The sequence below is a fragment of the Vibrio sp. 10N.261.52.C11 genome, from assembly GCF_041471405.1.
GTDB lineage: Bacteria > Pseudomonadota > Gammaproteobacteria > Enterobacterales > Vibrionaceae > Vibrio > Vibrio crassostreae_C.
The window spans coordinates 1-19,376 of record NZ_JBFROI010000004.1 but is presented as its reverse complement, the minus strand read 5'-3'; the positions used below and the strand labels follow the sequence as shown (position 1 = coordinate 19,376).

19 protein-coding genes and 1 pseudogene are annotated in these 19,376 nt (G+C 45.4%); 9 read left to right on the top strand and 11 right to left on the bottom strand.

All coding sequences use genetic code 11. From position 1 onward, the window contains the following. Nucleotides 1-24 precede the first annotated feature (24 nt). Nucleotides 25-924: a DMT family transporter gene (locus tag AB4323_RS00120; RefSeq protein ID WP_017059463.1), complete on the top strand. Its 900-nt coding sequence runs from the start codon at nt 25-27 to the stop codon at nt 922-924. Here the strand turns inward: AB4323_RS00120 and AB4323_RS00115 are convergent. After that, entirely contained in the window at nt 921-1,823 is a 903-nt protein-coding gene (locus AB4323_RS00115) for a LysR family transcriptional regulator (protein ID WP_017059462.1), read from the bottom strand. The genes AB4323_RS00120 and AB4323_RS00115 overlap by 4 nt on opposite strands. A gap of 188 nt (nt 1,824-2,011) precedes the next feature. On the opposite strand from AB4323_RS00115, the gene AB4323_RS00110 reads away from it, so the two are divergent. Further along, entirely contained in the window at nt 2,012-4,084 is a 2,073-nt protein-coding gene (locus AB4323_RS00110; protein ID WP_372134688.1) for an alkyl/aryl-sulfatase, read from the top strand. A gap of 195 nt (nt 4,085-4,279) precedes the next feature. Here the strand turns inward: AB4323_RS00110 and AB4323_RS00105 are convergent, their stop codons facing one another. Together AB4323_RS00105 and AB4323_RS00100 are read right to left on the bottom strand one after the other, a co-directional pair. Continuing rightward, nucleotides 4,280-4,690, bottom strand: coding sequence for a LysR family transcriptional regulator (locus AB4323_RS00105; RefSeq protein ID WP_017059460.1), 411 nt, complete (start codon nt 4,688-4,690; stop codon nt 4,280-4,282). A 9-nt stretch (nt 4,691-4,699) separates the two neighbouring features. Next, the gene (locus tag AB4323_RS00100) at nt 4,700-6,073 is read right to left on the bottom strand and encodes an MATE family efflux transporter (RefSeq protein WP_372134686.1); all 1,374 of its coding nucleotides are present in this window, start codon (nt 6,071-6,073) and stop codon (nt 4,700-4,702) included. A 446-nt stretch (nt 6,074-6,519) separates the two neighbouring features. On the opposite strand from AB4323_RS00100, the pseudogene AB4323_RS00095 reads away from it, so the two are divergent. The 3 genes and pseudogenes from AB4323_RS00095 to AB4323_RS00085 all read left to right on the top strand — a co-directional run. Next, a pseudogene (locus AB4323_RS00095) lies at nt 6,520-6,678 on the top strand (enoyl-CoA hydratase/isomerase family protein); the annotation flags it as partial. Nucleotides 6,679-6,888: 210 nt separating this feature from the next. Beyond that, nucleotides 6,889-7,710, top strand: coding sequence for an SDR family NAD(P)-dependent oxidoreductase (locus tag AB4323_RS00090; protein ID WP_102428080.1), 822 nt, complete (start codon nt 6,889-6,891; stop codon nt 7,708-7,710). Nucleotides 7,711-7,927: 217 nt separating this feature from the next. Then, entirely contained in the window at nt 7,928-8,803 is an 876-nt protein-coding gene (locus AB4323_RS00085; protein ID WP_102428081.1) for a radical SAM protein, read from the top strand. A gap of 90 nt (nt 8,804-8,893) precedes the next feature. On the opposite strand, the gene AB4323_RS00080 is transcribed toward AB4323_RS00085, so the two are convergent. The 3 genes from AB4323_RS00080 to ascF all read right to left on the bottom strand — a co-directional run bounded on the left by AB4323_RS00080 (nt 8,894) and on the right by ascF (nt 12,523). Beyond that, entirely contained in the window at nt 8,894-9,511 is a 618-nt protein-coding gene (locus tag AB4323_RS00080) for a bifunctional 4-hydroxy-2-oxoglutarate aldolase/2-dehydro-3-deoxy-phosphogluconate aldolase (RefSeq protein ID WP_065583747.1), read from the bottom strand. A 31-nt stretch (nt 9,512-9,542) separates the two neighbouring features. Then, on the bottom strand, nt 9,543-10,973 hold the full coding sequence (ascB, locus tag AB4323_RS00075) for a 6-phospho-beta-glucosidase (RefSeq protein WP_017059454.1): 1,431 nt from the start codon (nt 10,971-10,973) through the stop codon (nt 9,543-9,545). Nucleotides 10,974-11,044: 71 nt separating this feature from the next. Then, on the bottom strand, nt 11,045-12,523 hold the full coding sequence (ascF, locus tag AB4323_RS00070) for a PTS cellobiose/arbutin/salicin transporter subunit IIBC (RefSeq protein WP_017064040.1): 1,479 nt from the start codon (nt 12,521-12,523) through the stop codon (nt 11,045-11,047). 242 nt (nt 12,524-12,765) lie between these two features. Here ascF and AB4323_RS00065 point away from each other — a divergent pair, with 242 nt between their 5' ends. Next, entirely contained in the window at nt 12,766-13,290 is a 525-nt protein-coding gene (locus AB4323_RS00065) for a gluconokinase (RefSeq protein WP_017059452.1), read from the top strand. Beyond that, the gene (gene edd, locus AB4323_RS00060) at nt 13,287-15,083 is read left to right on the top strand and encodes a phosphogluconate dehydratase (RefSeq protein ID WP_372104597.1); all 1,797 of its coding nucleotides are present in this window, start codon (nt 13,287-13,289) and stop codon (nt 15,081-15,083) included. Before AB4323_RS00065 ends, edd begins: the two co-directional genes overlap by 4 nt. A 73-nt stretch (nt 15,084-15,156) precedes the next feature. On the opposite strand, the gene AB4323_RS00055 is transcribed toward edd, so the two are convergent. Next, nucleotides 15,157-16,164 carry a LacI family DNA-binding transcriptional regulator gene (locus tag AB4323_RS00055; protein WP_017059450.1) on the bottom strand — a complete coding sequence of 336 codons (1,008 nt, stop codon included), beginning with the start codon at nt 16,162-16,164 and terminating at the stop codon, nt 15,157-15,159. A gap of 144 nt (nt 16,165-16,308) precedes the next feature. Further along, the gene (locus AB4323_RS00050; RefSeq protein WP_017059449.1) at nt 16,309-17,010 is read right to left on the bottom strand and encodes a lipoyl protein ligase domain-containing protein; all 702 of its coding nucleotides are present in this window, start codon (nt 17,008-17,010) and stop codon (nt 16,309-16,311) included. Nucleotides 17,011-17,195: 185 nt separating this feature from the next. Here AB4323_RS00050 and AB4323_RS00045 point away from each other — a divergent pair, with 185 nt between their 5' ends. Beyond that, nucleotides 17,196-17,480: a hypothetical protein gene (locus AB4323_RS00045; protein WP_017059448.1), complete on the top strand. Its 285-nt coding sequence runs from the start codon at nt 17,196-17,198 to the stop codon at nt 17,478-17,480. Beyond that, nucleotides 17,477-17,755 carry a type II toxin-antitoxin system mRNA interferase toxin, RelE/StbE family gene (locus AB4323_RS00040; RefSeq protein ID WP_017059447.1) on the top strand — a complete coding sequence of 93 codons (279 nt, stop codon included), beginning with the start codon at nt 17,477-17,479 and terminating at the stop codon, nt 17,753-17,755. The genes AB4323_RS00045 and AB4323_RS00040 overlap by 4 nt, the downstream gene beginning before the upstream one ends. 153 nt (nt 17,756-17,908) lie before the next feature. On the opposite strand, the gene AB4323_RS00035 is transcribed toward AB4323_RS00040, so the two are convergent. The 3 genes from AB4323_RS00035 to AB4323_RS00025 form a co-directional block, all read right to left on the bottom strand. Further along, a complete protein-coding gene (locus AB4323_RS00035) occupies nt 17,909-18,196 on the bottom strand; it encodes a type II toxin-antitoxin system RelE/ParE family toxin (RefSeq protein ID WP_017064044.1) in 288 nt (95 codons plus the stop codon). Beyond that, the gene (locus AB4323_RS00030; RefSeq protein WP_011080399.1) at nt 18,193-18,474 is read right to left on the bottom strand and encodes a type II toxin-antitoxin system Phd/YefM family antitoxin; all 282 of its coding nucleotides are present in this window, start codon (nt 18,472-18,474) and stop codon (nt 18,193-18,195) included. Before AB4323_RS00030 ends, AB4323_RS00035 begins: the two co-directional genes overlap by 4 nt. Before the next feature lie 163 nt (nt 18,475-18,637). Next, on the bottom strand, nt 18,638-19,231 hold the full coding sequence (locus AB4323_RS00025) for a hypothetical protein (protein ID WP_372104594.1): 594 nt from the start codon (nt 19,229-19,231) through the stop codon (nt 18,638-18,640). Nucleotides 19,232-19,376: the final 145 nt, after the last annotated feature.

Below are 19,376 nucleotides of genomic sequence, written 5' to 3'. Positions count from 1 at the left end.
TTTACACAATCTGAGATTCAAACTGTGAGCTTTTTAAAACTGATACTACTTGCGGCTATATGGGGAGGCTCGTTTCTTTTCATGAGAATGGCCGCCAATCCATTAGGGCCCGCAGTCTTAATTGAAGCGCGAGTTCTGTTTGCAGCACTTACTCTGCTTTTAGTTTCTTTCTATTTAAAAAAGAAGCTCTCTTTTCATGATCACGCAAAACACTTCTTCATTCTCGGCCTGTTTAACACCACACTTCCTTTTTTGCTTTTCGCTTATGCCGCGCAGACACTTAACGCCTCGACACTCGCCATCTTGAACTCTACCGCGCCAATATGGGCGGCAATCATTGGTGCAATATGGACCAAAACAGCACTCGAGGCGAAAGTTCTATTGGGACTTGGGATTGGGGTAACAGGAGTTGGCGTGTTAGTCGGTTGGGATGCGATGAACATTGGCCGTGAGGCTATGCTTCCTATCTTTGCAGCAGTGATGGCGGCCTTTAGCTACGGAATAGCGTCAAACTATACCAAACAAGCCCCTAAAGTTGAGGCATTCAACAATGCTCATGGCAGCATGTGGGCTGCGGTATTGCTGGTTTTGCCGTTTGTATTCTTTATTCCGATGAGAGAAACACCCGACGTTACGATCACTACATCGGTTGTCTTATTAGGCGCGGTATGTACTGGGTTAGCGTATCTACTTTACTTCAATCTCGTCTCTGAACTCGGCGCACCTTCAGCCCTGTCCGTGACCTTCATCATTCCGGTATTTGGTATTCTATGGGGTAACTTATTCTTAGATGAAGCAATTGGCATCAATACGATTGTTGGTTCAATTCTGGTTATCACCGGCACCATGTTGGTGACAGGAATGACGCCTTCTAAGATGATAGAGAGCGCCAAACAGAAACGAGCAGCAAGAGCGGCTCGTTAATCAGCCATATATTGCTGAATCTTGTTTCTCAGCCACTGATGAGCAGGGTTCAAATCGGTTCTTTTATGCCAAATCATGTATTGCTGCATCGGTAAGATTTCAAACGGCTGATCAAGGACTTGAAGCTGGAAGGATTCGGAAAATTGATTGGCAAAATCACGCGATGTACTGCCGACACAATCTGAGCCCGATACCAGCACACACATGGTCATCAGCGAGTCACACTCGGCACTCACTTTTCTCTGTTTCAGTGGCGACTTGGTAAAATAATCTGCCGTGTATAAACGGGTTCGACGCATTCTAAAAGTAACATGCTTTTCGTTGTAATATTGCTCTTGCGTCACAGAGCCATTGATTCTCGGATGCCCCTTTCGAGCTATCAGCACCAACTCATCTTCAATCATCGGCTGCTTCATGTAGCCGTTAACTTGCGGGTAATGGATATCAATCGCTAAATCAGCTTGTTGCATGCTCAAGCCTTGCAATAATTCTTCTTCGTTGTTCGGCACCATATTGAATTCAATCGAGATATTGCCCAACGTCTCATCTTGCTCGACGAGAGGTTGAAGCTTGGTTAATCCAATCTCATTCACCAGGATACGAAACACATGATGCTGCTGATTATCAAATGTCTTTAAAGTGCTTACTGCGCTGCTTATCCCTTCTAGAGCAGGCTCTACTCGGTCTGCCAATTGCACCGCAGCGTTAGTCGGAATAATCCCACGCCCTTCACGAATAAACAGGTCGGTATCAAGCTGAGATTGCAATCGCTTCAATGCCCCACTAACCCCAGGCTGAGTCATACCAAGCGATTCTGATGCAAGCGTGATCGACTTTAATCGATACACTTCTAAGAACACGCTCAATAGATTTAAATCCAACTTTTCCACGTCGCTCACCGTTACTCTCCCTGTCAATGTGGTCTTAATCAATCATAGGTCAGGATTCGTCTTCGTCGCCCAACCATTGCATGATTCAATACATAGCCAATCGTGATGTATTAAATAAAGCTTACTTTATTTTTTGCTATATGTCTTATTCCTATAATCGCCTCAACGAAACAAAATTCTGAAATGAAGAGGCTCTTATGACAACTTCTCGCACGTTCAAAAATGCATCACTGTTCCTGGCTATCTCGCTCGCATTCCCGGCAATTGCAGCTAACCATGACCACGCACACTTCAGCGAAATTGGCGACCAAGGTGGCAAAAGCGCAACCGAGATGACGACTAAGGCAAACCAAGAGTTCGCAAAAACACTTAACTTTGCCGACACTCGCGCTTTCGACAATAACAACAAGGGCCTTATTGCTAGCTTCGACCAAGAGACGGGCGACATCATTCGCAATAGCTTTAACTTTATCGACCCAAGTGTGACGAATGCAGACCAAGCACCAGATTCAGTAAACCCTTCACTGTGGCGCCAAGCGGTATTGAACCAAGCAGCAGAAGGCTTATATGAAGTTGTTCCGGGTAAAGTTTACCAAGTTCGAGGCGCGGATTTAGCGTCTATCTCTTTCATTCGTAGTGACAACGGTTGGATCGCTTATGACGTACTTCTTACCAAAGAAGCGGCCGCTAAATCTCTAAAATTCTTCAAAAACAATGTGCCTGATGGCGGCGAACTGCCAGTCGTAGCAATGATTTACTCTCACTCGCACGCTGATCACTTTGGTGGCGCAAGAGCAATCAAAGACGCATACCCAGATGTAAAAGTGTACGGTTCGAAAAACATTACTAAAGAGATCGTCGACGAAAACGTATTGGCGGGTAATGCAATGTCTCGTCGTACCGCTTATCAATATGGCGCAACGCTGAACCGACATGAACACGGTATTGTGGATGCAGCACTGTCGAAAGGCCTATCAACCGGTAGCATTACTTACGTCCTGCCAGACTACGAGCTGAACCATAACGAAGAAATTGAAACTCTGGTTATCGACGGCCTAGAAATGCAATTCATGGATGCTTCAGGTACCGAAGCGGCCTCTGAAATGGTGACGTATATTCCCAGCATGAAAGCACTTTGGACTGGCGAACTGACCTACCAAGGCATGCACAACCTGTACACGCTGCGTGGCGCTAAAGTACGTGACGGCTTGAAATGGTCTAAGAAGATCAACGAGATGTTAGTCACTTGGGGCGAAGAAACAGAGGTGTTGTTTGCGTCTCACTCATCGCCAATTTGGGGTGAACAAGAGATCTCTGATTACCTAAAAATGCAGCGTGACGCTTACGGTTTTACTCATAACCAAACGCTTCGCTTAGCCAATAACGGTGTGGTTCTACAAGACATCGGGGACGAGATTTACAAGGTAATGCCAGACAGTATTCAACAGTCTTGGCACACCAACGGTTACCACGGTACTTACTCTCACAACGCTCGCGCTGTGTACAACATGTACCTTGGTTACTTCGACATGAACCCAGCTAACCTAAACCCATTACCAATCAAGCCAGAGTCAGTGAAGTTTGTTGAGTACATGGGCGGCAGCGACGCTGTGATTGAAAAAGCGCAGCAAGATTTCCAAGAAGGTGAATACCGCTTCGTTGCAACTGCACTGAATAAGGTGATTCAAGCTGAACCAGAGAACAAAGTTGCACGCGGCTTATTGGCTGATACTTACGAGCAGTTGGGTTATCAATCAGAAGGTGCAGGTTGGAGAAACATCTATCTAACCGGCGCTCAAGAGCTTCGCATTGGAACACAACCGGGCGCACCAAAGACTGCATCTCCGGATGTGTTAGCGAACATGACCATTGAGAACTTGTTGGATTACTTAGCAGTTAAAGTGGATTCGCTAAAAGCACAAGAAACACCATTTACGTTGAATATTCAGCTACCAGACGTGCAAGAGTTCTACTACGTTGAAATGTCTAACGGTAACCTGAACAATATTCAAGTGAGCGAGCTACAAGACGCCGATACAACACTGATCATCAATAAGTCTGACGTGTCTGACATCGTGCTTAAGAAAACAAGCCTTGGAAAACTGTTAGAAGACGGACAAGCAGGCGTGAAAGGTGATAAGACATCACTTAACAAACTGCTGTCTTCACTGACAGAAGCTGACACCTCTTTTGAGATTGTACCGCGTCCAAACAAAGGCGAAGAAGTTGATGCAGAGCTATACCAAGATTCAGCGGTACACGCTCATTAAACGCCAGATACACTAAATAAAAACAACAGCAGTTAGCTAGAAAAACGTTCTATAAAGAACATAAAAACAAGCCCCTACCTTTTGGTCGGGGCTTTCTTATTTGTTATCAATGAGTGCTTCTTGAACGCTACTGCGTTTGCTCTATTACTGAGACTGAGAGCTTAATAAAACTGATAATTTGTTGAAGCTGATAGATTACTGAGTTTGCCCGTTTACGTCGCAATCCCAATAAGAAGGTGAACCATAATATTGAACAAAGTAATCGATAAATACGCGCACCTTTGGTGCAAGTAACTGAGCACTCGGGTATACCGCCCAGATAGCCGCCTCATCCTTTAAAGGGTAATCCGGCAACACCTCAACCAGCGAACCTTCCGCGAGCTGCTTGTATGCTATCCAACTCGCGCACATGGCAATGCCCAAGCCATCGACACATACATCCCTTACCGCTTCACCGTGATCGACGCGGATAGCACCTAGGCTCTCTTCGAGTTTTCCGATATGAATACTGGCTACCGGAGGTGACAACCCAAGCTCTTGTCCTGCTTGACCTATATTGTGCGTAGACGCGAGTCGCACAAACAATTTTAGATGTTCAATGTTCATCAATAATGGCTAGCCTGCGCTGAGTACACGCTGCTTATTGGCCGCAGCGGCACGGGGAATAATGTGAGTTTTAATATAGGCATTAAGCTTAAACCATGCAAAAGCGCCCGCTAAAACATTGGCGACTGTCGCAGCAATAACCGCATTGACCATGTCTCCGGTTATCGAGCCGATCCATAAAGCGGGAATGTAGAAAACAAACAAGCGTAGGAAAGAGACATTCAAAGCTTTACGCGGCACACCCAAGGCATTAAAGACCGACGCAACCAACATGCAAAGCCCAAGCGGCCCATAGCTGAACGGTATCAATAACAAGGTCACTTCAAACCAGCTGCGTATGCTTTGTTCTTCCGAGATAACAGGAATAATCCAGCCACTAAACAGCGCCAACAATGTTGCCATCACGGTGTGGAAAACCAATAAGAACTTCGCTGTTGTATTCAATAGCTCTGGGATTTTGCATCGCTGCTGCGCCCCTAGGTAACGACCAATCATAGGCGGGATAGACATCGTCAGAGCAAGAGAAAACACCAGCATAAAACTTTCAACACGGGCGAGTAAGCTCCAAAAAGCCATCTCATCGGTTCCGATTCTCGCAATCAATAGCATTGAGAAGAACGCGCTGACCGCAGGTAATATCTGATTCGCAGTGGTTGGCATTACCGTCTTGAATAACTCAAAACTGTAGCCTTTGATTCGGTTACTGCACGCGCCATTGAAGCCAAACCAACCTTTGCCGCGAGACTTGATTAGCATGTAGATTGCGCCGAAAGCGTAGCCAATGCTCGATGCGATCGCCGCCCCTGCGATGCCCATATCCAATCCAAAGATCAGAATAGGGTCGAGAATTAGGTTAATCACGCTAGCAGCCAAGAACATGCTTCCGGTTGTTTTGGTATCGCCATTGGCACGATAAACGCAGGTGGCCAGATAAAGCACCGCCACCATCAATGCACTGAACAACCACAGTGGCCAGTACACATTAAAAATAGACAGCATGGATTGGTATTGAGCGTCAGAGACATCATTCACAAACGACGCAAAAACAGAATCGCTAAAAACAATCAGCCCTATGCAGATCAAAGCAATCACCAACACTCCAAATCCAACCGACAGCGTCGCAATTGAAGTAGATTTACGTTGTTCTTTTGCCCCTACCGCTTGAGAAATAATGGACGTTGCCGCCACACCGATGCCCACTTGAACCCCGGTAAACGCTGCTTGAAATGGCAAGGTGATACCGTGAACCGCCAATTCATTCACCCCTAGCTGACCAATAAAGATCGAATCGACCAATTGAACCATCATGATCGCAAACACACCCAGCGTCAGTGGCAGCGTTTTCTCAATAATGGTTTTCAAAGTCGCGGATCTCATCTGCATAAGTCGGTTCACTCTTGTCTGTACCTTGGGGCTAATTACCTAGTTGAGCAGTATACGAAGCTAAATGAAAAGGATAAGAGCGCCAGACAAGGAATGAGTTTTTAGATTTCGTTGACAATCGAATTAGCAAGATACCTTCAACGTTAAAATATCCATCTAAGACACTGAATAAATTGAAATTATCAAACGCGCCAACACTCTTAATAATTCGTTAATAGTGTTTCGTTTAATGGTTAATTGTTGGTTCGAACATTCCTCGCTAGCCTGAATTTAGGTCGCATTCACACTGAATAGGCTGAAATGAAATCTCTCAGAAGGAATATGGAAATGGTATATCAAGGTTATACAACGTTTAAAGCTCAAGCCGAGGATGGGATTCTTACCGTCACTTTTGACTTCGGTACTGTGAATGTTCAAGGGCAAGAGACTTTGATGCTGACGAAGCCGAAGCACTCAAAGCGGAAGCTTATTGGTTGTATCAAGCTACGAGCAAAACCCCTGCGGTTAAGCGCTTCCAAATTGCCGATGAGCAAGGCCTAGAGCACGATATGGAAAACCAACGTAACTGGGAAACTCTGGTTATGAACGTTCAAGACATCAAGTAACTCGGTCACTTCTCTTAATTTGGGTCAGTCACAAACTGACCCATTGTCTTACTTAATCGTTAAACGCCAACGGTTAACCACCAAGTGTTAAAATGGTCATTATTTGCCCCATAGACTCACATTTGAGTCTTCAGCTTGTGAGCCAAATGCAACTATGTGTCATTAATCTTTGTTATAACGTTGTTCAAACTATTTTTTGAAGGACGGAATATGCAAAAAATAATTCTGATCACAGGTGCCACGGATGGCATTGGTTTAGAGACCGCAAAAGCACTAACGCAGCAAGGGCACCATGTTCTAATTCATGGCCGCAACCCAGCTAAGGTCAATAAAGTCGTGACCGCTCTGTCTCGCCTGTCTAAGAATGCAATCATCGAAAGCTACATCGCAGACCTATCGACGCTCTCCGAAGTTGAGGCGCTCGCAACCCAAATCAAAAGCGATCACAAACGACTCGATATACTCATTAACAACGCAGGTGTGTATAAAGTGTCGGACATCACCACTCCAGACAATCTTGATGTGCGTTTTGTCGTAAACACCATTGCGCCGTATCTCCTGACACAAAAGCTGCTTCCTCTTTTTGATGCGACAGGTCGTATCGTCAACCTATCTTCAGCAGCCCAAGCACCCGTAGATTTAGATGCATTAATCAGTCCGAATGCAGGTGAACTGGATGGTCCGGTTTACGCACAAAGTAAGCTCGCGCTAACGATGTGGTCCATCGAATTAGCCAATACTCTTTTAGACAAAGGCACTGCAATTATCCCTGTAAACCCAGCCTCTTTCCTTGGCAGTAAATTAGTAAAAGATGCTTATGGCGTTGATGGCAACGACCTTGCGATTGGAGCCGATATTCTTTGTCGTGCTGCGCTCAGTGATGAGTTTGCCAACGCTTCTGGTCAATATTTTGATAATGATTCTGGGTTGTTCAAAGACCCGCACGCCGACGCATTAGACAACACCAAGAACCACAAGCTGGTGACCGTGCTTGATCAATTGCTCGAAGAAAAGCTGTGCGTTACGCACTGATCATTCATTAGTAAAAAACGACCACTAACACTCCCCCCCACCACCACACACACAATCCAAGCCGCAGTTCTATCCATACAGACAAAGAACTGCGCGCTCTTTCGATTATTAAGATTTCTTTAATACTGATTCCCCGCTTTGCCCAATTATCACCCAAGATGCAGATTGCTAAACTTGCCCCCGTCGAAACAACACAGGCTACGGCCGAGGAGCATTTATGCGTTTTGAAGGTAAAGTTTATCGTCCTTGGATGGAAGCAGAGAGCGTACTCATCCAGACAACATTGGGGTGCAGTAATAACCAGTGTACCTTCTGCACGATGTTTGATGATAAGCGTTTCAAAGTAAGAGACATCAAAGACATCTTTGAAGATATTGATGCGGCGAGAAAAATCTACCCGCATGTTGAATCTATCTTTTTGGTCGATGGTAACGTGATGGCTATTAGAACCGAGATGCTGATTTCGATTCTGGATTACATCAAGATCACCTTCCCAGAGAGCAAGAACATTTCTCTGTATTCGGGGTTCAATGACTTCCGTCGTAAGAGCTTGTCTGAATTAAAAGAGATTAAGTCGGCAGGTTTAAGCATGGCCTATTCTGGCTTGGAGTCCGGTGACCCAATTGTGCTTGAACACATTCAAAAGCGCATGACGCGTGAGCATGCAATTGAAGGTATGAACCTAGCCCGTGAAGCAGACATCAAGGTGCTGGCTTCATTTATCTTTGGCCTTGGCGGCAAAGAGCGTTCTATAGAGCATGCGATTAATACCACCAGCTTGCTGAACATCATGCAGCCGGATGCGATTGCACCAATGGCTTTAGCCGTTCAACCGGGATCGGTATTGGAAAAAGAAGTAAACCGTGGCGAGTTTGTTTTACCAACGCCATTGCAGATTCTGGAAGAAGAAAAATACTTGCTCGAAAACCTAGAAGATTTCGATTGCTACTACTGGGGTGACCACGGCAATAACATCTCACCAATGCGTGGCATGTTGCCTCAGGCTCGTAAGCCGTTTCTTGATAAGATAAATCAAGACATCGCGCATAACCCAATCACTAAGCAAAACGTCATTAAAACCTTTGCTTGGTAACGAGTAACCTCTACATCGTTTGAAGCAGCCACAAAAAGGGCCAGTGTCAGCTGGCCCTTTCATTTTCTAGCTATGTATCTCTCTATCGAACTATCTGGAGCCGACCGCTCGGACTAATTCTGCGATTCCATCCCAATCACCCTTGTCCATTTTGTCTGTCGGTACCATCCAAGTTCCACCGCAGGCAACGACTGATTTCAGTGCTAAGTAAGACTCAACGTTCGCTGGGCTTACACCGCCTGTAGGCATAAAGTTAACCGGGTAAACAGCCGTCAACGCTTTCAACATTGCGACACCGCCAGATGGCTCGGCAGGGAAGAACTTTAGTGTCTTAAGCCCCATTTCCATTGCTTGTTCAACCAAGCTTGGGTTACTCACTCCAGGAACAATCGTAACCCCTCTTTGCTGACAGTATTTGACTGTGGTTGGATTCAAACCTGGGCTGACAATGAAATCAACACCCGCATTAATGGCAGTATCCACCTGCTCTGTAGTCAGCACAGTACCTGCGCCAATCAGTAACTCAGGGTAAGCTTCACGCATCAAACGAATCGACTCTGCTGCCGCTTCTGTACGAAATGTCACTTCAGCACAAGGCAAGCCATTTTCAACCAGTACTTTCGCAAGCGGCACAGCCTGAGCAACGTCATTAATGGCGATCACCGGAACGATGCGAATATCTCTGAGTCGCTGTTCAATTGTTTTCATTGTTCATTTCTCTCATTATCAAACAGACAAATTAAGCCAAGTCGCTGCCGTTGCTTGCGATCACTTTTTTGTACCAGTGGAATGACTTTTTAGGAATACGATTTAACGTACCATTGCCTAGGTTGTCTCTGTCCACGTAGATAAACCCATAGCGCTTGCTCATCTCTCCGGTCGACGCCGCAACAAGATCGATACAACCCCAAGGTGTGTAACCCATCAATGGTACACCGTCTTCCATTGCTTCATGCATCGCAACAATGTGCTGACGAAGGTAATCAATGCGGTAATCATCGTTCACTTCTCCATTGTCATCCAAGGTATCACGAGCACCTAAGCCATTTTCTACCAAGAAAAGTGGTTTCTGGTAACGGTCATAGAGTGTGTTCATCGTAATTCGAAGACCTGTAGGGTCAATGACCCAGCCCCAATCACTTGCTGGAAGATGAGGGTTTTTGATGGACTTAACGACGTTCGCTGCACTCGTATTTCCTGCATTCATATCAGCGGAAGCACAGCGTGAAGCGTAATAACTGAAAGAAATGAAATCGACAGTATTTTTCAGAATCTCGAAATCTTCTTCTTGTGTTTCAAGCACCACACCTTTGTTATCAAACACTTTTTGAGCATAAGATGGGTAGTAACCACGCGATTGAACATCGATAAAGAACAGGTTCTCGCGGTCTTTTTCCATAGCCATCAGCACATCTTCTGGCTTACATGAATATGGATAGAAGTTACCGCCCGCCAGCATACAACCCACTTGGTTTTGCTCATCAACTTCATGGGCAATCTTGGTTACCAAAGCGCTTGCTACTAGCTCATGGTGAGCTGCTTGGTACTTCACTTGATCGTGATTTTCGCCTTCCTGAAACAACAATCCAGCACCAGAAAACGGGCTCGCTAGTAAAATATTGATTTCGTTGAAAGTTAACCAGTATTTCACCAAGCCTTTGTAGTTTTCGAAACAGGTTCTCGCGTAACGGCTAAAGAACTCAATCATCTTACGATTACGCCACGAACCATACTCGTTGACCAAGTGCATAGGCACATCGAAATGGCACAAGGTAACGAGCGGCTCAATACCGTATTTCTTACACTCTTCAAAAACATCACGGTAAAAATCTAAGCCAGCTTGGTTCGGCTCTAGCTCGTCACCTTTTGGAAAGATTCGGCTCCAAGCGATGGATACGCGGAAGACTTTAAATCCCATCTCTGCCAGCAAGGCGATGTCTTCTTTGTAACGGTGATAAAAGTCTATCGCGTTATGGCTTGGGTAGAACTCGTCTTCGCTGAGCGTCACCTTATCAACCTGACCAAGCTTAATTGGCATGCGGTTCTCACCATAAGGGATCATATCTACGGTTGTTAGGCCTTTACCACCCGCTAAGTGAGCGCCTTCAGACTGGTTTGCAGCAATAGCGCCGCCCCATAAGAAATCTTCGGGAAATTGAATGTTTGACATCGAATACCTCGGAAACAATAAAAGTCACCTTACGCTGAAGTAAGGTGACTGAATAAATTAATCAATTCTAATTAAGACGCGGACACTACTGTCGGCTTGTCTTCTGCCTTACCAGCTTCTTTGTTTGCTGACTCTGAAGTTGCTTTCTCATCGGCATCATCTTCTGGAACATCTTCAAAGCCTAAAACTAGGGTTAGAACAAATGACAGAACAATAGACAATGCGATCAGACCGAACACCCAAACGATACTCATTGGGTCATTCACATCGAAGAACTGAACACTCGTAAACAAGCTTGGTGCTGCCATCGAGTGACTCGCAAGGCCACCCATGCCCGCTAATGCACCTACGATAAAACCAGTAATCATTGTTGCGATAAGTGGACGTTTCAGACGAACAAGCACGCCGTACAATGCAGGCTCAGAGATACCGGCGAAGATAGCTGAAGCACCTGCGGCTAATGATGTCTGCTTTAGTGCGCTGTTTTTGGTTTTGTAAGCAACAGCCAGACACGCACCACCCATACCGAGGTTGGCACCGATTTCTGAAGGCATAACCATACCTTCACGACCCGTCTCAGCAATGGTTTGAATAATCGTTGGAGTAAATACACGGTGCATACCAGTAAGAACAAGTAGAGGCCACAGTGCGCCCATGATAGCAACCGACAACCAACCTAATGTGTCATGAATTGTGTAAACAAGCGCTGAAAGTGCAGTACCAACCCAAATACCAAATGGACCGATAAGTACGATAGCAACCGGAGCTGCAATCAATACGATAAGCATAGGTTTCAGGAAGTTTTTAGTCACAGCAGGGGTAATGCTATCTACCCAACGTTCTATGTAAGAAAGAGCCCAAGTCATCACAAGTACAGGAATAACCGTGTAGGTGTATTTCACTGACGTGATTGGGATACCGAAGAAATCAACGTGCTTGCCTTCTGCTGCTTGCGCCATCAATTCCATAAAGTTCGGGTGGATTAAGACACCGGCAATCGCAATGGAAAGAGACATATTGGTCTTGAATTTGATCGATGCGGAAGCGGCAACCATAACCGGTAGGAAGAAGAAGGCGCCATCGCCAATCGCTTTCAAGATAATCAAGGTAGGTGCATTTGGCTCAACCCAGCCCAGCATCTCAAGTACCATGGCGAGCAGTTTGACCATTGAAGCGCCAATGATTGCTGGGATAAGAGGCGACATGGTACCAACCAGTGCGTCCAACATTTTCGCACCAATTGACTTAGCCGTTAGCTTCTCTTTTTTAGCAGGAACCTCTGACTCAGATACAGTGGATAGCTCACAAAGCGCCATCACTTCTTTGTATGCATACGATACCTCGTTACCAATGATAACTTGTACTTTGTCTCCATTATCAACAACACCCATCACACCTTTCAGTGCTTTTAGCTTGTTAATATCGACGCCATCTTGGCTGTGTAAAACGAATCGTAGTCGAGTCATACAGTGTGTTAGGGCAGCCACATTTGTCTTGCCCCCAAGATGCTCAACAACAGATTTCGCAATTGCGCGGTAATCGTTGGCCATTTTATCCCCCAAAGATCTCTTTCCAGTGATTTTTAAACGCGAATATAGTGAGATGTGACTAATTTTCCGTCAGTAGGATGCAAAAACAATCACACTTGTTGTGAATTGTTGTTTTGTGTCCTTCATCACACTTCCTTAAGTTACCGGTAACATGTTACCGGTAACGCTTATAAGATAAAGCCATATTTACAAGCGATGTTCAAAATTGAGATCACGCGCAAATTTGTTAAGAGGATTGAGTTATGGCTGGTAGTAGTGTCATCGTCATGGGTGTCAGTGCTTGTGGGAAAAGCACGATAGGCGAGCAGTTGGCAAAAAAACTTGGGCGTAAGTTCATTGATGGTGACGACCTTCATCCTCGAGCAAACATTCAAAAAATGGCGTCAGGCCAACCTCTTAATGATGATGATCGCATTCCATGGCTGGAACGCGTTCGTGATGCAGCGTACAGCCTAGAAAGTAAAAATGAGCACGGCATTATTGTGTGTTCTGCGTTGAAGAAGAAGTACCGCGACCAAATTCGCGAAGGGAACAAAAACCTCACCTTTCTCTTTTTAGATGGCAACATTGACCTGATCTTGCATCGAATGCGTCAGCGCCAAGGCCACTTCATGAAAGAGAACATGATTAAAAGCCAGTTCGAAACATTAGAAAGACCCGATCACGAGCCAGATACGGTTGTCATCAGCATTGATGGCGATATTGATGACGTTGTGGACTGTGCTGCGATTGTGCTTTCAATGACTGATGAGGCAGAAACAGCATGACCCTTCCAACCATCCAAGCGGTGACTCAACGATTAATTGAACGAAGCAAAGAGACTCATAAAGCGTTTCTAAACCGAACCCAACACCAAGCCTCTGCTGGCAAAGGTGGTAAAGGGCTTTCTTGCGGCAACTTGGCTCATGCTGTCGCAGCTTCTTGCTCCGATGAGAAACGCTCGATTCTTGATCTCACTAAATCCAATGTGGCGTTAATCAGCTCTTACAACGATATGTTAAGCGCTCACCAGCCGTATCAACACTATCCAGATCAGATCAAAAAGGCGTTAGCTAAGTTCGGCCACACCTCTCAAGTAGCAGGCTGTGTTCCTGCGATGTGCGACGGGGTAACTCAAGGGCAACCAGGCATGGATATGTCTTTGTTTTCAAGGGACTTGATTGCTCAATCGACCGCTCTTTCACTGAGTCACAACGTGTTTGATTCAACCCTATTACTTGGTATTTGCGACAAGATAGCTCCAGGACAACTGATGGGCGCGCTCTCTTTTGCACATCTACCCACCGCTTTTGTTCCGGCGGGCTTGATGGCAACGGGCATCAGCAATGATGAGAAAGTACATATTCGCCAAGAATACGCGGCTGGTAAGGTAGGAAAAAGTGCCTTACTGGATATGGAGTGCAACGCTTATCACTCAGCAGGCACCTGCACTTTTTACGGCACAGCCAATACCAATCAGCTGGTATTTGAAGCGATGGGGCTGATGCTTCCGGGCTCAGCGTTTATTCACCCTGACTCTGAATTGCGCGCATCACTCACTCAGCATGCCGCCATTGAAATTGCTTCAATGACACCACAAGCCGCAAACTTCCGCCCACTTTCTGAAGTCTTTACCGCTAAAAGCTTAATCAATGGCATTGTTGCCCTACTCGCATCAGGTGGCAGTACCAACCACAGCATTCACATGGTCGCGGTAGCACGCGCAGCAGGATTTATTCTGACTTGGCAAGACATCAGCGATCTATCCGATGTGGTGCCTTTAATTGCTCGAGTTTATCCCAACGGCCCAGCAGATATGAATGCGTTCCAAGCGGCAGGAGGAGTTCCCGCGCTGTTACGCCGTTTAGATCAAGCCAACTTACTGCACCGAGATGTCACACCTACCTTTGGCTCGTTTGAAGATCAAATGAGTATTCCAGAGCTTGAAAATGGAAAGCTAACGTGGAAAAAATGCAAACAGTCGGCAGATGCAGAGGTAATTGCAGGCCAAGAACAGGTATTCCAAAGCACAGGCGGAACGCGAGTCCTTTCAGGGAACCTTGGCAACGCAGTGATTAAGGTGTCAGCGGTTGCAGAAGAGCAACGTGTAATAGAAGCACCTGCGGCAGTTTTTGATTGCCAACATAAGGTAGAAGCCGCGTATCAACGAGGTGAACTCAACAAAGATTGCATTGTTGTGGTAATAAACAATGGCCCAGCTGCGAACGGTATGCCTGAACTGCACAAGCTTATGCCGATTCTAGGTAATGTTCAGAAACAAGGGTTTAAAGTGGCTCTGGTTACTGATGGGCGCCTTTCTGGAGCCTCAGGAAAGATCCCATCCGCGATTCATGTCTCACCAGAGGCCATTCGAGGAGGAACTATTGGGCTTGTTCGCGAAGGCGATATCCTGCGCTTAGATTGCGCGAGTGGCGAACTCAATAACCTCAACGACATGCAGTCTCGCCAAGCGAAGGTGTTTGAGGTAGACGCTAACCAGCAAACCATGGGGCGCAACCTATTTAGCGTGATGCGCCAAAGCGTTTCGAGTGCAGAACAAGGGGCGAGTTTTATCGTCTAACTGTGTCATCGCTTAAATGTAAAAGCAAAAGGGGCATCATTTCGATGCCCCTTTCCGTTTCCACCATACTTGGTTAAACGCTTTCGCCATCCGTGATGCGATAGCCCATATCCACTACCGTTTCCGTGACTGGCTCACCTTTCAATCGGGCAAGCAGTAGCTCGGCACTTTTCTTACCTATTTCATAACGTGGCGTATCCACGCTAGTCAGTTTTGGGCGTATGGTTTGACCGATATCTAACGCGTTATAGCCCACCACAGATAGCTGTTGCGGCACTTGGATTCCACGTTGCTGGGCAATGAGCAAGGTACCTATCGCGATGTCATCATTGGTGCAGAACACGCCATCTAGATCTGGGTAATCCGCAAGAGCGCGATCAAGCAGATCTTCAGCCAAAGAGAAGTTAGAGTGCTGTTCAGTCAACACGTGTTTAGGCTCTAATCCAGCCTCATACATCGCTTTGTCATAGCCTTGCAAACGCAACTTGGTTCGCGCATCCAATCGAGCGCCAAAGTAAGCAATAGAGCGTTTACCAGCTTCAATCATTCGCTTCACGACATGGTAAGAAGCATCAATATGGTCCAAGCCAACAACCATATCGATCGGATTGGTTGGGAGTTCCATCGTTTCAACAACAGAAACACCTGAATTCTTGATCATCTGTAACGTGCGGGGGGTGTGGTGGCTTTCCGTCAATATCAACCCATCAACTTGATACGAAAGCAGCGAAGCAATCTTTTCCTCTTCTTCCACAGCATCATAGCTAAAGTGAGCAAGCAACGTCTCGTAGCCATTCTCTTTAGTAACCGTTTCGATACCTTGAACAAACGCGGCAAAGATTTGGTTTGATAACGAAGGGAGCAAGATACCGATCGCTTTACTCGACGATTTAGAAAGCATAGCTGGCGCTTTGTTTTCGATGTATCCCATCTCTTCAATAACCGCTGCAATTTTAACGCGAGTTTTGGCTGCGACTGAATCGGGATTGCGCATGTAACGAGAGACGGTCATCTTTGTGACCCCCACTTTGTCTGCAACATCTTGAAGTGTGGTTCGAGTTTTCTTCTGCTGTTCTGTCATAACTATTTGAACTCTTTATTATGTTACAAGTAACATTATAAAGTTCTCACCGCCTCAAGTTCAACCCATTCGTTGTCATCGACACATAGTATTGAAATCGTTCTACCATCGGCAAATTAGTTTGGCGTTAACGAAAGGTTGGTATCACGCATGCTTGATGAAAGCTTGGCTTAACTGCTGAAAGAGTGAGTCTACGTTGGGTAGAGTTGTCAGATGTGCGGACAACGGAGTATGAACTTGCGCGTCCACCACGGTTGGATTGCCACAAACTTGATTATAAAAATTTACGGGTGCAACGATGTTCTCTAGGTCGACATCCAACAAGATACAAGCTTGCGAAAGTACGATTTGGCCGCCCCCTTGTTTAAGCAAAACACGCTGCGCCGTGCCCACTATTTTTTGTTTATTGATATTGAGGTTGTAGTCACCATCACAATAAGAACCGGGAGTCGCGTGTACATCCACATCGATGCCCAGTTCTTTAAAAAACAGGGTTAAGACATTGCACAGATGTAGATACGCTTTTTGGATGTTGTAGGCTTCATCACGAGGCCAATGGTAAATGTGCGATAAGTTAATGATCCCCGGCAGTTGGGGAACGGGAGCGCCGCCTGTTTTACGTGAGGTGAGTTGCCAACCTTGTGCCGCGAGTTGTTTTCTAGACTCTACGGTCACAGGCCACTTTTTACCTGCGGGCAAAACAAGTGTCGGCGCTTTTGCTTGCCACAACATTAAGGCTTGCCCAATCTCACCCGCCTGAATTTGCTGCAATAATTCAGCTTCTTTTTCAAACGCACGATCAACATCAATGTGCGGGTAACGTACGAGTTTATTGGTTAACTTCAATGCACTTTCCTCTACAGATTGTGGTGACCTATCATTTAACGTTCTGCAATGGTTGATGAGATATGGGACTATGTGCGATGAAACATAGCACCAAAAGTTAGTTATTGGCGCCATAGTAGCTTGTCAGTTGCCCATCTCAAAGGTGAGTGCTAACATTTGTACACACACCAATAAAGGAATACATCATGGACACTAGAATTCAATTTCGTGTTGATGAAGAAACAAAACGCCTAGCTCAACAGATGGCTGAGAGCCAAGGTCGCACACTGAGTGGTGCTTGCCGTGAGCTTACTGAGCAACTCGCTGAGCAACAAAGACAGACATTATCTCACGATGCATGGCTAACTGAACAAGTAAACCTAGCATTTGAGAAGTTTGACTCAGGAGAATCCGTTTTCGTTGAACACCAAACTGCTAAATCTCGAATGGAAGAACGCAAAGCCAGAATACGTAATCGAGGTAAGCAATGATTTTATGGGAAGAAGAATCACTCAATGATCGTGAAAGGATCTTTGAGTTTATCTATGACTTCAACCCTGATGCGGCAGAAAACGCTGACAACCTCATTGAAACAAAAGTAGAAAACTTGCTTGAGCAGCCTCTAATGGGTGTACAGAGAGACGGCATTCGTGGGCGATTACTTATAATTCCTGAGATTTCAATGATCGTCTCCTATTGGATCGAAGGCGACATTATCCGAATTATGCGCGTACTCCACCAGAAACAAAAGTTCCCAATGGATTGATTACTTCCTCTGGGCAACTAACTAGCCCAATTAAGGGGTGAACAACGCCTCCACCCAACCTAAAGCATTGTGCCATAAACACTAAATTTGAAGTAGAAGCAAAAATGCCAAGCGTTGGGAATCCCTCTTAAATTGATTGTTATAACACAATTGCTACACGTCACTTTCCGTTAGTATCTGACGACAATTTCGTACTGTGAGGACGCGAATTTCATGGCTAAGGCTATATATGATGCGATAGTGACCAAACAAAATTTCACGGTAATTGGTATGAGGCAGCTCAGGAACCATTCGCCCCATGTCAGGCATACTTGAGAGTAAATCAGTTTTATCAAAAACCTCATTAACCCAGTTTTCTGCCGCCACTGGATTATCCAGTGAAATAAACTCGGCTGCATCACCTAACTTTTGTAATGCTAGTGGTGACCAGACTACTTTCATTTCTTAATGCGCCCCAATACTTGAGCACGAGCGTCTTCATTGGAAACACCTAAACCTGAAGCTAATTGTGCTTCAGCAGTACGCATTTCTTCCAGTAACTCGATCTTCTCTTGCATTGCTTCATATTCTGCAACATCAAGGACAACCGCAACACCCTTACCACGTTGTGTGATAACTAGTGGTCTGCGAGTTTCGTTAATCTGTTTAATAAATGACGTCACGCCAGCACGAAATTCAGACAAAGGCTGAATATCTTGATCAAAATGGATGCGGCTCATGTTGAACTCCCTATAGTACAATTTAATGTACAAATAATAGTTCAAATAGCAATTTTGAGCAATAGCCTGATTTTGTGTAGCCGCATTAAGGTGTGAGCGACGCTTGGCTATACTTGAGCGAAGCGAAACTGCCAAGCGTTGCGAATCACTCTTAAATGCTTTGTTATGTTTTTGTTTTCTTGAGCTTTTTGTACGATTCAGACCATTCAAATGAGATATGTATCATAGCCAACGGACTAAACAAAGCAGAAATAAAACCAAAGCTAGTATCACCTGTTAATTCATCAACAATTGGGGCACACAAGAAGCAAAGATAGACCCAACCGTAATGTTTACGAAAGTGCTTGCTGTTAGTGAAAACAACTCGGAAATGATTTGAGAACAAAGAAAAACTAGCAACGATACCCAACACACCAACCACTATATTTCCTTGTATCACAGCTAAGGAAAGAAGGGCAGCACCATAAACTGAAAACCCAATTAGACCCGCTTTATGAGTTATTGAGTAAACTTCCCATTGTAACCTGTCTTTCTCAACGTTACTGCAAGGACCCAAAACGTCAAAACCAGAGTCATTACTTTTCGACAAGTTAACACTTAGAACGCACAATACTGCGCCACATATGAACATCAATAATGGTGGCACTATCACCCCAAAGAAATTAGTATTAATCAAATCTAAAGAAGCAAACAAAGCACAAAAAACCAGCACCATACCCGTCCATAGAGCTAGATTTCTAAGCAGTATTCTCATCATTCCTCCTCGGAAACATAGCCCTGTTAAGGGGTGAGCAACGCAATACCGAAGCCGCCGCATACCTCCTTAATCACTTAAACCAACGCATAGTGAAAATGCCACGCGTTGCGAATTCCTCTTGAACAGTTTGTTGAACGAAGCCGCT